General features: G+C 30.1%; 16 protein-coding genes. 2 read left to right on the forward strand and 14 right to left on the reverse strand.

Annotated features, from left to right (window positions below; translation table 11 throughout):
- Nucleotides 1-203 precede the first annotated feature (203 nt).
- Complete coding sequence (gene typA / locus GKF99_RS05180) at nt 204-2063, reverse strand: translational GTPase TypA (protein ID WP_154272798.1); 1860 nt, start codon at nt 2061-2063, stop codon at nt 204-206.
- A gap of 90 nt (nt 2064-2153) precedes the next feature.
- Nucleotides 2154-2546 carry an ATP-binding protein gene (locus tag GKF99_RS05185; protein WP_154272799.1) on the reverse strand — a complete coding sequence of 131 codons (393 nt, stop codon included), beginning with the start codon at nt 2544-2546 and terminating at the stop codon, nt 2154-2156.
- 165 nt (nt 2547-2711) lie between these two features.
- Between GKF99_RS05185 and rd the strand changes: the two genes are divergently transcribed.
- On the forward strand, nt 2712-2873 hold the full coding sequence (gene rd, locus GKF99_RS05190; RefSeq protein WP_002836766.1) for a rubredoxin: 162 nt from the start codon (nt 2712-2714) through the stop codon (nt 2871-2873).
- A gap of 109 nt (nt 2874-2982) precedes the next feature.
- On the opposite strand, the gene yihA is transcribed toward rd, so the two are convergent.
- From yihA to GKF99_RS05205, 3 genes are all read right to left on the reverse strand, one after another.
- Entirely contained in the window at nt 2983-3588 is a 606-nt protein-coding gene (gene yihA, locus GKF99_RS05195) for a ribosome biogenesis GTP-binding protein YihA/YsxC (RefSeq protein ID WP_094205921.1), read from the reverse strand.
- A 109-nt stretch (nt 3589-3697) separates the two neighbouring features.
- A complete protein-coding gene (locus tag GKF99_RS05200; protein WP_154271806.1) occupies nt 3698-4186 on the reverse strand; it encodes a ferritin in 489 nt (162 codons plus the stop codon).
- A gap of 60 nt (nt 4187-4246) precedes the next feature.
- Nucleotides 4247-4522 carry a hypothetical protein gene (locus GKF99_RS05205; RefSeq protein ID WP_094203845.1) on the reverse strand — a complete coding sequence of 92 codons (276 nt, stop codon included), beginning with the start codon at nt 4520-4522 and terminating at the stop codon, nt 4247-4249.
- 106 nt (nt 4523-4628) lie between these two features.
- On the opposite strand from GKF99_RS05205, the gene GKF99_RS05210 reads away from it, so the two are divergent.
- Nucleotides 4629-5822, forward strand: coding sequence for a S41 family peptidase (locus GKF99_RS05210; RefSeq protein WP_154272800.1), 1194 nt, complete (start codon nt 4629-4631; stop codon nt 5820-5822).
- A gap of 53 nt (nt 5823-5875) precedes the next feature.
- On the opposite strand, the gene GKF99_RS05215 is transcribed toward GKF99_RS05210, so the two are convergent.
- The 9 genes from GKF99_RS05215 to GKF99_RS05255 all read right to left on the reverse strand — a co-directional run bounded on the left by GKF99_RS05215 (nt 5876) and on the right by GKF99_RS05255 (nt 13995).
- Nucleotides 5876-6319, reverse strand: a complete 444-nt coding sequence (locus GKF99_RS05215; RefSeq protein ID WP_094207316.1) for a MarR family transcriptional regulator — start codon at nt 6317-6319, stop codon at nt 5876-5878.
- Nucleotides 6320-6362: 43 nt separating this feature from the next.
- Nucleotides 6363-7094, reverse strand: coding sequence for an aminotransferase class IV (locus GKF99_RS05220; protein WP_154272801.1), 732 nt, complete (start codon nt 7092-7094; stop codon nt 6363-6365).
- Nucleotides 7091-8419 (reverse strand): anthranilate synthase component I family protein, encoded by a 1329-nt coding sequence (locus tag GKF99_RS05225; protein WP_154272802.1) that lies wholly within the window; start codon nt 8417-8419, stop codon nt 7091-7093. Before GKF99_RS05225 ends, GKF99_RS05220 begins: the two co-directional genes overlap by 4 nt.
- Nucleotides 8406-8999 (reverse strand): aminodeoxychorismate/anthranilate synthase component II, encoded by a 594-nt coding sequence (locus tag GKF99_RS05230; RefSeq protein ID WP_154272803.1) that lies wholly within the window; start codon nt 8997-8999, stop codon nt 8406-8408. The genes GKF99_RS05225 and GKF99_RS05230 overlap by 14 nt, the downstream gene beginning before the upstream one ends.
- Before the next feature lie 87 nt (nt 9000-9086).
- Nucleotides 9087-10292 carry an ABC transporter permease gene (locus tag GKF99_RS05235; protein ID WP_154272804.1) on the reverse strand — a complete coding sequence of 402 codons (1206 nt, stop codon included), beginning with the start codon at nt 10290-10292 and terminating at the stop codon, nt 9087-9089.
- Nucleotides 10282-10965: an ABC transporter ATP-binding protein gene (locus tag GKF99_RS05240; RefSeq protein ID WP_154272805.1), complete on the reverse strand. Its 684-nt coding sequence runs from the start codon at nt 10963-10965 to the stop codon at nt 10282-10284. The genes GKF99_RS05235 and GKF99_RS05240 overlap by 11 nt, the downstream gene beginning before the upstream one ends.
- 2 nt (nt 10966-10967) lie before the next feature.
- Nucleotides 10968-12104: a biotin/lipoyl-binding protein gene (locus GKF99_RS05245; protein ID WP_154272806.1), complete on the reverse strand. Its 1137-nt coding sequence runs from the start codon at nt 12102-12104 to the stop codon at nt 10968-10970.
- A 47-nt stretch (nt 12105-12151) separates the two neighbouring features.
- On the reverse strand, nt 12152-13549 hold the full coding sequence (gene pepD, locus GKF99_RS05250) for a beta-Ala-His dipeptidase (RefSeq protein WP_172976410.1): 1398 nt from the start codon (nt 13547-13549) through the stop codon (nt 12152-12154).
- On the reverse strand, nt 13549-13995 hold the full coding sequence (locus tag GKF99_RS05255) for a GatB/YqeY domain-containing protein (protein WP_094203855.1): 447 nt from the start codon (nt 13993-13995) through the stop codon (nt 13549-13551). The genes pepD and GKF99_RS05255 overlap by 1 nt, the downstream gene beginning before the upstream one ends.
- Nucleotides 13996-14004 lie beyond the last annotated feature (9 nt).

Genomic DNA, 14004 nt, shown 5'->3' on the forward strand with positions numbered 1-14004 from the left:
GCAAATGTTTTTTTTAATTAAACTTCTAATACATATCCCTATACTAATTAAATAGAAAAATTATGATACTTTATATTTTTATATACATTATATACCCATTAATGTTAGTGTTTATTCTCGACAATTCAATTTTATTGTTAATTTTATTTTAAAAATTTTAAATTAAAAAAGGGAACTTATCAACTGATAAATTCCCGCTAAAATTATTTATTATATTTTTTTGATTTGTATCTTAATTGAGTATCCAAAATCTTCTTTCTCAATCTCAAATGATGAGGAGTAATTTCAATCAATTCATCTTCCTCAACAAATTCCATCATTTCTTCTAAACTCATGATTTTTGGAGGAGATAGTTTTAATGCTTCATCTGCTGCAGAAGATCTGATATTTGTTTGCGCTTTTTTCTTACATATATTTACTTCAATGTCTAATCCTTTTGCATTAGACCCTACAACCATTCCTTCATATACTTCATCTTGAGGTTGCACGAATAAAATTCCCCTGTCTTGTGCTGAATTTAATCCATAAGCTGTAGCAACTCCTGTATCAAATGAAATCAATGAACCTAATTGACGTTTTGGAATTTCACCTTTATAAGGCTCATATCCTTTAAGTTCTGTGTTGATAACGCCATTACCCTTTGTATCGCTCAAAAACTCTTGACGATATCCAATAAGACCTCTAGAAGGAATTTCAAAAGTAAGCCTTGTATATCCGCTAGAAGTATTTGAAATATCTTGCAACTCACCTTTTCTTCTTCCCAATTTCTCAATTACAGTACCGACAAATCCTTCTTCAACATCAATTGTAACTATTTCAATTGGTTCAAGAACTTTTCCATTTTCGTCTTTTTTGAATAAAACTTCTGGTTTTGAAACTTGGAATTCAAATCCTTCACGCCTCATATTTTCTATTAAAACAGATAAGTGAAGTTCTCCTCTACCACTAACTCTAAAAGTATCTGTAGAATCAGTATCTTCAACTTTTAGACTTACATCCGTTTCTAATTCTTTGTACAATCTAGCACGAACTTGTCTACTTGTTACAAACTTTCCATCTCTGCCAGCGAATGGAGAATTGTTAACTGAGAAATTCATCGCCAACGTAGGACTTGAAATGCTTACAAATTCAATAGGTTCACAATCTTCTTCATTTGCTAATGTGTCTCCAATTTCTATTCCCTCTACACCAGTTAAGGCTACGATAGAACCGAACTTTGATTCATTAACTTCGACTCTGTTTAATCCATCGAATTCGTAAATCTTAGTTACTTTAATCTTCTTTTTCTTATCTGGATTATTGTAATTTACTATAAAACAGCTATCATTAACTTTTACTTTACCTTGTTCAATCTTACCAATTCCAATTCTACCAACGTAATCGCTAAAATCAGTTGTAGAAATCAAAAGCTTGAACGGTGCATCTTCTTCTCCTTCTGGAGCTGGAATGTAGTCTATGATTTTGTCCAATAAAGCAGTCATATCTTCTGGTCTTTCTTCCAAATCGTCAGTTGCAAATCCTTCCCTAGCAGAAGCAAATACAAATGGAGAATCCAAATAGGATTCATCTGCATCTAATTGAATAAATAAATCCAAAATTTCATCTACTACTTCATCTACCCTAGCTTCTTTTCTGTCAATTTTATTGATACAAATAATTGTAGGTAAATTTAATTCAAAAGCTTTTTTCAATACAAATTTTGTTTGTGGCATAGGTCCTTCAAAAGCATCTACTACCAACACAACTCCACTCGTCATTTTCAATACACGTTCTACTTCTCCTCCGAAGTCAGCGTGACCCGGAGTATCTATAATATTAATTTTATGATTTTTGTAGTCAATTGCAGTGTTTTTAGAAAGTATAGTAATTCCTCTTTCACGTTCTATATCATTACTATCCATTACACGCTCTTGGACATCTTGGTTTTCTCTAAAAATACCACTTGTTTTTAATAACCCATCTACCAAAGTTGTCTTGCCATGGTCAACATGGGCAATAATTGCTACGTTTCTTACATCTTCTCTTTTCAAAATTCCACTTCCCTCTAATTTGTGACACTTCATTATATCATAAATTGAAAAAAATAAAAGAAAAATTTGTGTAAAATCACATTTAGTAATTTTTTGCAATAAAACAAGCTATTAGATCACTAATTAATTAGGTCTCACTAATAGCTTTGCTTCAACACAATTTTCTTTAATTTTTAATTCGTCAGCTAATTTACTTACTATAAATAATCCTCTACCTCTGACATAAATATCATTATTAAAATAACTGTTTGAACAATAATCAATCCCTGTCCCTTCGTCCTGAACGCATATTCTTATCGAATCATCATTCAATTTTATTTTGAAAGTTATTTTCTTATTTATATCAAACTGGTTACCATGTTCTAGTCCATTAAAAATCAATTCATTAATTATTAATCGTATATCATAAAGTAGTTCTTCATCTGGCACAACTTTTCTTAATAGTCTGAGCATAGTATGAATATTTTTAGTAGCAATTGTCCTATCGCTGACAAATTGCCTCTTAAACATATACATATTATCACCCAATATGTATATACCCATATGTTCAATAAATTTAACAATTTGTCATTAAATATTTAAATTTTAAATAAAAACCGAAAAATGATTAGAAATTTTTACAGTGGGTATATATAATTTGTACCTGATAACAGGTAATTATCTTAAAGGGGGAAATTAAACATGAAAAAATATGTATGTGACGTATGTGGATATATTTATGATCCAGCTGAAGGAGATCCAGACGCAGGTGTTCAACCACAAACAGCTTTCGAAGATTTAGCTGAAGATTGGGTTTGCCCAATTTGTGGCGCTGGAAAAGACGACTTCTCTGTTGTTGAATAATCCAACAAAATTATATGATTGGCAATAATAATTCATACATGACATAAAATTATTGTCACACACAAAATATTTAAAAACAAAACCCCAATTACTTGGGGTTTACTTACTTTTATTCTTCAATTCCACTACCGTATTTTAAAATCATTTCAAGCTGTTCCATAACAGCTTTTTTATTTGTTTTGGAAGTTGAACTGTATTCGTAGATGAGGTTATCATCATCTATGTTGAGTTCTTTTTTTATTATGTTCAAATTCTTTTTGATCATTGTTTTGCCGATTTTGTCTAATTTTGTAGCTATTACAAATCCACAAAATCCACTTTGAATAATCCAATTATACATTTCCTTGTCTTGAACGGTTGGTTTGTGTCTAATATCCACAATCAAAAACACTTCGTACAAGTTTCTTCTATTATTTAAATAAGTTTCTATAACTTGAGCCCATTTTTTCTTTTCAGATTTTGATGTTTGCGCATACCCATACCCTGGTAAATCTACTAATCTAAACTCATTATTTGCATTGTAAAAATTTACCGTACGCGTTTTTCCTGGTTTAGAAGAAGTCCTAGCTAGATTTTTTCTATCCAAAATAGAATTAATAAAAGATGATTTACCAACGTTACTTCTTCCACAAAAAGCAATTTCTGGTAGAGATTCATCCGGATATTGTTCTTTCAAAAAAGCAATTTTTTCCAAATCAGAATTAATTATTTTCATATTCACCTCCACTAAATATTTAAGAAATATAACACATATTATAACAAAACTTTAATTTATTTGCACTAAAAAAGCGACTTCAAAAAGTCGCTTTGATTAATCTAAATTATTATCTTTGTCCTAATTCTTTATCTAATATTGCAAGACCTGCATTACTGTTTTCAGTTCTTTCAAGTTTTGCTATGATAGTTCCAAAAGTATCTTCTTCTTCGATTTGTTCGTCGATGAATTTTTGTAGAAGAGTGTAAACTTCATAAAAATTAATTTCGTGAGCTGCATCAAATAATTCTCTGATTCTTCTTGTAACTTCTTTTTCGTGTTCTAAAGCAGCTTTAAAAATACTTAATACATCTTTGTCGTAGTCAGCTTTTGGAGCTTCGATTGTTTTGTATTCAATCTTATGTCCAACTTGTTGTAACCATTTTCTGAAGTATTCAGCATGTTCATATTCTTCATGGGCTTGCATTTCCATAAAGTGTTCAAATCCATCCCAATCCATATCATTGAATTCAGAAGCCATTTGTTTGTATTCATAGCCTGATTGTAATTCAAAAACTAATTGTTCGTCAATTTTTTTTAATAATTCTTCTCTGTTCATTTTATCATACTCCTTATAATTTAATTTATGTGACTGTTAGTTAATCATTTTACTTAAAATTTAAGAATACAAATCATAAACACCGTAAACTTTAAGATTATTTTCTACCAATAGCTTCATGATTTCAGGAATCAATTTTGCTTTTTGTTTGGTAGTAAATCCATTGTAATTTATTTCGGTGTTATTTAAATCCATATATTCTGATGAGTCAATAACCTTAATTATTTTGTCGTGAACTTCTTGTAAATGCATGTCTGCAATTACAAAAGTAATGTTGCAAATTCTATCGTCATCAATTGTTGGAATTATTCTATTTATCAGTAAAACATTATTCATAACTAACCTCTTTTTCTCTTTCTATATTTATATACCCAGTTTCTATTATTTTATTCAATTGACCCTTTCTTTTTTTTATATTATACTGATTAAAAAGAGGTGAGAAATGAAAACATCACATAATAGAGCGAATAAACAAAGAAAAAGAAATAAAATTGCGAATAAAATATTTTTATTGGTTTTATTACTTATCTTTGGCTTTTTCGGTTACAAATACATAAATTTTAGACCAGCTGAGTACAGTCAAATGATTCCCAAAAAATACATACTCAGAGATTTTGATGAGTTATGTAATCAAATTGAAAGTTCATATATGAATTTACCACAAACAAAAAAATACAAAGACACTGATTTTTTATCTTTAAAACCCAATTTCAAATCTAAAATAAAATTGGAATCAGGCAAGAAGAAAGACAAAATGTCGACACAAGAAGTAGTTGATTTGTACAATAATATTTTGAAAAAGCTCTACGATTCAAATGTTAGAATAGCAGATAAACACACTTTTAATGAAATTCTACAACAAGATAATCACAATCAAATATTAAATAATTTATCAATGAAGAGATATTCTAATTTGACTGAAGAAATTCCTGAAAAAACTTTCAGAGCGTATTCTATCGACAATTACAAAGATGCATTATATGTAAAAGTATCAGACTTTGATTCTGTAAACATTCAACAAGACGCACAAATTTTCAGCAATATTTTGAAAACTAATAAAAATAAAAATAAAATCATAATAGATTTGAGAGATAATGATTCTGATAATTTAGATTACGCTATTAACGTGATAATCAAACCTCTACTAAAATCAGACATAAATGTTGAGTTCAATGTCGCAAATAAAACTCAACCTATTATCTCGAAAAACATTCTAGATAGAAATGGTATAAGCTTTAAAACTACAGAAAATGTGGCGAATATCAAAATAAACGATAATCAAAAAAGTATAAAATACATTACTAATTTTAAACTAGCAATAAAAAAATCAGAAGACCAAAAATGCGATGTGTATATATTACAAAACAAAAATACCAGAAACAGTGCTGATTTGGTGTGTCAAATAGCCAACAGAACGAAGTTTGCAACTACTGTAGGAGAAACAACTTCTGGAAATGGTCTGAATATAGTTCACACTTACAAGTCACTTCCTAACACAGGATTAATCGTGGAGTACCCTCTTGGACAAGGTCTTAATGAAGATGGCACAACTAATGAAGAAGTTGGAACTATACCAGCTATAAAACTAGATGATAACAGCGAAATCGTAAAATTATTATTATCTAGAGTTAATTAAAAAAAACGATCTAATATTAATGTCAATATCAATATTGGATCGTTTTTTAGTCTTTATTTTGTCTTGTTATTATTCAAAAAATCTTGTAGTAAATCATATAATTGAGCTTTTTTCTCATCAGGTAATTCCAAGCAACCATTCATTAATTTTGGAACTTCTTTTACTTTTTCTTGTAATTTTTTCCCTTCGTCTGTTAGATAAATTATTACAATTCGATCGTCTTTTGAGCTACGTACTCTTTCAAGATAACCTTGTGATTGCATCTTTTTGATAACAGGCGTGATAGTACCGTTATCTAAATATAACTTTTCACACAACTTTCCTACAGTAATTCCATCTTTTTCCCAGAGAACTAATAACACAATGTACTGAGTGTAGGTCAACCCTAAAGGTTTCAAAAATTGTGTGTAAGTACTTGTTATCATTCTAGAAGCAGCATAAAGTGGAAAACAAAGTTGATTTTCCAACTTCATATAGGTTTTGTAGTCTTGATCCATAAACTCCTCCGATTTCAAAAATACGTCATTTTAAAATTGTAAATTACTTTTCTTTCATAAGTTTTTCCGATATTTCGCAAAACAGATTGTTTTTTGAAAACATTATCTCACCAATTTGTTTAACAAATCTCATTTCCATTAAAGAATTCGTTACAAAACAACAATCCATATCTTGCAAATTGTTTAGCTTAATTGACTTTTCAAGTATATTATAACCATTTGTCTCCAAAAATTCTATAAGTTTTTTGCGAAAAATTCCTGGCAACATGCCATCAGTTACAGGTGGTGTGATGATTGTGTTTTCCTGAATAAAAAACAAATTTGTGTACGTTCCTTCTGTTACATTTCCGTCTTGATTTAGAAAAACCCCCTCATCAAACCCTTCTTTCAATAATTCTTTGTGCAAATAATCATTCAGTAAGTAATTATTGGTTTTGTGATAAACAAGAGGATTATTTTTGTCTCTTAACTGATTGAGAACTTTTAATTTCAATCCTTGTGTGTACTTTAAGTCCGAATAATCTGTGTTTCTAGTGTTAATGTATAAATCATAATCGCCATTATTATCCAACACCATTATCCTCAAACAATCTGCATTCAAATCAATATTTTGTATTTTTTCGTAGATATTGTCTCTTAAATCATCCGTATTTATTCCCAGAAAATTCATTGAATTTTCAAGTCTTTCAATATGATCTTCCAAATAAATTGGCTTGGAATCAACTACTTTTATCGTTTCAAAAAGTCCTTTACCGTATTTTATTCCATCGTTCATATCAAAGCCTCATATACTTTTTTTGATTTTTGAATTGTTTCATCGTATTCGCTATTCATTTCAGAATCCCAAGTTATAGCACCACCACCTGAAAAATAACAGAAATCTTTTATTTTTAAAATCGTTCTGATTAAAATATTGAAATCGCAATTTTGATTAAATGAAATGTAGCCAACAGATCCTGTGTAAATATTTCTGTTGTATTTTTCAACCTTATCAATAGCTTCAATTGATGCAAGTTTTGGAGCACCCGTGATTGATCCTCCTGGAAAAATATTTTTGATTAAGCTAAACACATCTTCATCTTCTCTCAATTTACCAACAATTGTAGCTACTAAATGATGAACATTTTCATAAGTTTCCAACGAATAATTGCTAATAGCTTTTATAGTTTCAGCATCACAACTCATTCCCAAATCATTTCTCATCAAGTCCACTATCATCAATAATTCTGAAATATCTTTGTCACTATTTAGTAATTCTTTTTTCAATTTTTCATCTTCATCTTTATCATCAGATCTTCGAATGGTTCCCTTAATAGGTCTGGCTTGAACAAGTCCATTTTGGCAGTCGAAAAACCTCTCTGGAGATGAAGATAAAACGCAGTATTCCCCAAAGTCCATATAAGCCATAAAGTCTGCCTTGTTAACTTCGCGAAGTTTCTTGTAAATATCGAACTTATCTTTAGTCGTATCTACAATGAATTGCTGTGTTAAGTTAACTTCGTACACATCACCATTTTCAATCATAGTTTTTATGTCATCAAAGCTTTTCGCATATTCTTCTTTTGTTACAGTTTTTATAAGTTCAGATGTTTTATATTCCTTATCTACATAATCTGGTTTGACAAATGCTGCTTCAACATCTCTAATATCTGTATCATCCAAGTAATAAATCGTGTATTCTTGTGTATTATTGTCAAACTCTATTATTTTGAAGTAAATTCCAAAATAAGCATCGTATACTTCGGTGTTTTTTTCAGAATTTAAAACTACATTACAATTAGAACTTGTAAAATCATAAGATAAAAGTCCAACCGCTCCACCAATAAATTGATTTTCATCTTCTTCAAAATAATCATCCATCAATATTTTGAGTTGATTAAGCGGATTTTCACTAACTTTTTTGTTTACAAGACCACTGATTTCAACGTTGTTATCCTTTGATTTTAAAACAATTTCCGGATCAAATCCGATATATGATTTGTTACCTTGATTGTAACTTCCCTTTGCACTATCTAATAAAAAAGGTAAACTCTTATCTTTAATGTTATATAAAATATCTAGAACGGTTACATCTGATTTGATTTTTTTAGAATGAATCATTTCTTACCTCCTTTAAGAAGTTCTCAATCATTTTCAAGCCAAAATCAGTTCCCACGCTTTCAGGATGAAATTGAACAGTTTCTATCATATTTTTAGAATCTCTAAATCCCATAATTATTCCATCAGAAGTCTTTGATGTTATAACGATATCTTCATACATTCCATTCTCAAATTTGCTATCATCAACGATTAACGAATGGTAACGCATAACCTTTACAGGATTTGGAATTTCAGTAAATATTCCTTTGCCGTCATGTTTAATCTCTGTCATTTTTCCATGCATTGGACGTGGCCCTTTTATAATGTCAAGCCCCATTGAGTAAGCCAATGCTTGATGGCCCAAACAAATTCCAAGAATCGGATATTTTCCTTTTAATTTTTCAAATATCTCAAGAGAAATTTTTGATTCTTTAGGAGTTTTAGGCCCTGGAGAAATCACTACAATTTCCGGATTTAATTGTTTGATTTCTTCCAAATTTATCTCATCATTCTTTTTCACAATAACTTCTTCTTTCAAAATTCTCAAATAAGAAACAATGTTATATGTGAATGAATCGTAATTATCTATCATTAATATCATTTAATCACCCACTAAAAATATATAGGATTTTATGCTAAAAATCAAATAAAAAATGAGCTTATTGATTAATAAACTCATTTTCTAATCTTAAATAATATCTATTACATTTTTGTTTGCCGCTGTATTTGCCGGAGAATAAGTGAACACAATTCCTATGCCCAAAGATATTCCTAAAGATATCAAAACCGGCATCAGTTCTAGTTTGATTGGAAATGGCAAGAATTTCGATGCAATAAATGCAGCTATCATTCCAATAATGTATCCAATTATTCCACCAATAACGGTTACAATAATCCCTTCTAACATAAATTGATACAAAATTTCTTTTTTCTTTGCTCCAATTGCCCTTCTAATTCCTATTTCTTTGATTCTTTCAGCTACTGAAATGTACATCATATTCATCATCCCAATTCCTGCAATTAGAAGAGAAATAGCAGCTATTAAAGATATAAAAATAGTGACCGAACCTAACACATTACTAATACCTTCAATTTGTTGCGCAATATCAACGAAGTTATATGATCCTGCAGCTTTCATTGGACCATTTTTTTCAAGATATTCTTGGATTTCTTTTGCTTTGTCTTGAACTTTTGTACCATTTTTCAGAATAACATTAATCATCGATATTGAATTATTATTTTTAGGTTTACGAGATTCAACCGTACCTTTCGGCAGGTCTACATCATTTCCCATGACAAATAAATTTGTAGCAGCATTATTTTCCTTAATACCGACAATAACATAATTATCATTTTTTAAAATCACTGTTTTATTTATCGGATCTTCATTTTCAAATAAATCATCTGCTAATTTTTTTGATATTACAGCGACTTTTTGATTAGTATCTCCGTCTAATTTCGTAATAGCTCTACCATTTACAATTTTGCTTTCAGTTTCTTCGACAGGTTTTGCAAATCCACTTTCCAATTTTCCATCATTTTTTCGTATCGAAACATTTAAAAGATTATTTTGAAATTGTTCTGGATCGGATTCAACTTTTACTACATCTGTCATTTGCGAAATATCTCGAATATTTTTCTCTGTGAAGACAGATGTATTGCTTCCCACTGAATTTGTTGGATTTTCAGGCTGGAAATAAAACGCAACGCTAAGTTCCTTTCCTTCTCCACCCATTAAACTATCAACAACGTAATCTTGGAAACCTCTCCCAATTGCGATAATAGTTATTACTGCTGCAATCCCTATAATAATTCCAAGCATAGTCAGTAAAGATCGCTTTTTGTTTTTGATGATATCTTTGAAGGCAGTATTTAATAAAATATTAAACTTCATAACTATCCCTTTCTTTTAAAACACCATCTAACATAAAATATTTTCGGTTGCAATTATGTGTAATATTTTTATCGTGAGTAACCATTATTATTGTGATTTTGAGTTTTTGATTCAATTCATTAAAAAGCGCCATTATTTCCTTGCTGGTTTCTGAATCAAGCGCACCTGTTGGCTCATCTGCTATAATAAATTTCGGATTGTGAACAATGGCACGTGCTATAGCTGCTCTTTGTTGTTGTCCACCTGAAAGCTGTTTCGGTCTTTTGTCTGCTTGATTTTTAATTCCTACCAAATCCAAAGCTTCCAATGCTTTTTCTCTTGCGTATTTATAGGATTTACCTTGATACAATAAAGGTAGTTCTACATTTTCAGCTATGGTGTAATTTTGGATAAGTTGAAATTGTTGGAAGATAAATCCCACGGATTTGTTGCGAAGATCGGACAATTTATTATCTGTAAATTTGCCTATCTCAACATTTTCAAACTTATATATTCCTGAAAATTTTTTATCCAAAAAGCCAAGGATATTTATCAACGTAGACTTTCCAGAACCAGACTCACCCATTATTGCGACAAAATCACCACTATTAATGTTCAAGCTAACATCTTTTAGAACGTGAAGCTTGTTTTCACCTGAATTGTAAAACTTATTGATTTTAATTAAATCTATCATGACTAATCTTCAACCTTTATTTCTTGATTATCTTTCAAATCTTTTACTTTAGAAATAATTTTGTCACCAGATTTCAATCCAGAAATCACAGTATAAGAATTAGTATTTTTTTCTAGTTGAACTTCTTTTTTCACAGCTTTTGAATCCTTGTATTCAAACACATAGTATTTAGAACCTTCTTCTTTTACCATGTCTTTTGCAAGTTCAATCTTATCTGATTTTTTTCTTACTTGAACGTTGAATCCAATGTGTATAGGTTTTTGTGTTTTTATTTTAAATACAAAATTTGAAGAATTACTTCCAGATTGTTCTGTCATGTTTTGCATTTGATTAGCTTCAAATGATCCAGCTTGACTGTCTGGAGTATTGGAAATCTCTACTACAGTTCCTTTTGTTTTTTCATACCCATTAATAGGAATTACTTCAACCTCATCATTTTCTTTTAATTTATTGTAGTCGTATTCAGAAATATTTCCTTCAATAATATTTTCATCGCTAGTAACTTCAACCAATGTTCCTTGACTCATCGGATTATCGATGTTTTTGTCATTAACTTTGCAAGTCCCAGCAATTGTAGCCTTGATTGTTTTTCTTGAACTTCCTTTTAAATCATTAAGCTGTTTCTTTTGCAACTCTACTTGATCAAGTGCTTGTTTGTAAGCTCTATTTGATTGATTGAGTGTAGGTTCCATTTGATCGATTTGCATTTCTAGTTCTGGAGAAAAAGTTTCGTTGTATTTTTCTACCAATTTATTGTAGGATTTGTATGCGCTATTTCTATCTTCTAATGCATAATTTGCTTGGCTTTTGGCTTGCTCTATTTGCATTTCCATTTGATCAATTTGTTTTTCAACTTCTTTGTTTACAAAAGTAATCAATAAATCTCCTTTTTTAACAGATTGACCAGTTTTCACATGAACTTTTTCAACCTCACCATAAGCTTGATTGTTGTAAACTTGTTGTACATCGCCTGTTTTTGATATTGCACTGAACACCAAATCACTTCCTGCGGATACTGTATACAAGCTATACTTAGTTTCGTTTTTCTTATTGGCTTTAACTAATTTAAAGACCAATCCTCCAACACAGGCTAAAGCAATTATAGCTAAAATAATTGCAAACTTTTTATTATTTTTCATACGACCTCCTAATTGTATCTCTGTAATACTATTATAATACAGCGTAACTAATTAGTCAACATATTCAAAATTACATTGTAGAATTTAATAAATCTCTCTAAAGATTCAATATCTAATCTTTCTTTTGTTGTGTGTACATCGTACATTGTAGGGCCAATTGAAATGCAGTCAATTTTTTTATATTTTTCTGCAAACACTCCACATTCAAGTCCAGCGTGGATTACTTTAACATCTACTTCTTTGTCGTTTACTTTTGAGAAAGCATTCTTTGCAACTTCCATCAACTCTGATTTTTCATTGAATTCCCAAGTAGGATAATAATTGTAATCGAAGGCAGTTGCATTGTGTTTGTTCGCTTTTGAAACTATATCTTCTCGTAGCGCTACTAATTTGTCATGATTTGAAGATCGCGTAGATAATATGATTTCGAATTTATCGTCCAAAGAATTTACAATCGCCAAGTTACAAGATGTTTCGACTGTTTCATCAAGTCCTTCAATGTAAGAAATCACACCAGAGTTTAATTCTCCAATTATATCAGATAAATTTTCTGTTGTTCTTTTATCTAAACATTTTTGTGCATTTACTTGTTCAATTACTAGCTTCAAATCCTTATCAAAATCTTCCAAATCAATCTTAGAGATAAATTCTTCTGACTTTCTGCTAAGTGAATCAACAGATTCATCTGTAGATAAAATTAATTCTGCATTTGTAGGAATTGCATTGTCTTTTGTACCACCCTTAAAATCACAGATATAATAATCATCCAGTGATTTCAAAAATTCAAACAAAACCTTGATTGCATTTTGGTGGTTCTTGTCAATTTCCATTCCAGAGTGTCCGCCTTTAAGTCCTTTTACAGAAATTTTGTAAAAATTGGACAAACTATCTGAAACGTAATGCTTGTCTACTTCAACATTGACATTTTCTCCACCACTGCTGCCTACAATCAATTCATTTTCATCTTCTGAATCTATGTTAATGAAATATTTTCCAGACAAATCAAAATCGAAATTCATCGCACCACTCATATCAACTTCTTCACTTGTAGTCACCACAGCTTCTATTTGAGGAAGTTTGTGATTGGATGTCAATGTAGCCATAGCTATGGCAAGTCCAATTCCATTGTCTGCGCCAAGGCTTGTCTTGTCAGCAAACATGAATCCATCTTTTTCTATGATTTTAATTCCATTGTCAAAATCATACCCTTCATCGGAAACGCAAACCATATCCATGTGTGCTTGAAGAATTATTCCTGGTTTATCTTCCAAACTTTTGTCTGATTCTCTTTTAATGTAGATATTGTTGAACTTATCTCTTTTGCATTCCAAATCATTGTCATGAGCAAACTTTTCCAAGTAATCTGCGATTTCTTGTTCATGCTTTGAACATCTATTGATTTTAGAAAAATCTCTAAAATAATTTAATACAGTATTCTTATCCACTATGCACCTATAATTTCTTCAACTACTTTGTTAACTGTCTTACCATCAGTGTATTTACCATATTCTCCCATAATGTATTTCATTATTTGTCCTCTTGATTTATTTGATTTTTCAAGGGAGTTTTCTTCCATAAATTTTTCTATGATTTCTTTTAATTTATCTTCAGATAATTGCTCTGGAAGATATGATTTGATAATTTCTATTTTTTGTTTTGTTTCTTCAATCGCTTCAACTCTGTCTTCTGGAGTTTGTTCCAATGTATCCATTGTTTGCTTCAATTCTTTTTTTACAAAAGCTAATTGTTCTTCGTCTGTCAAATCTCTTTTCTTTTCTTTTTGTTCCAATAAAATGTTGCTCATAATCAAAGAAATAACTCCCGATTTAACTTTATCCTTGTTCTTCATAGCTAACATTTTGTCTTTTCTTAATTTTTCAATTGTACTCATAATTTCACT

The organism is Finegoldia sp. BIOML-A2 (assembly GCF_009678315.1).
GTDB lineage: Bacteria > Bacillota > Clostridia > Tissierellales > Peptoniphilaceae > Finegoldia > Finegoldia magna.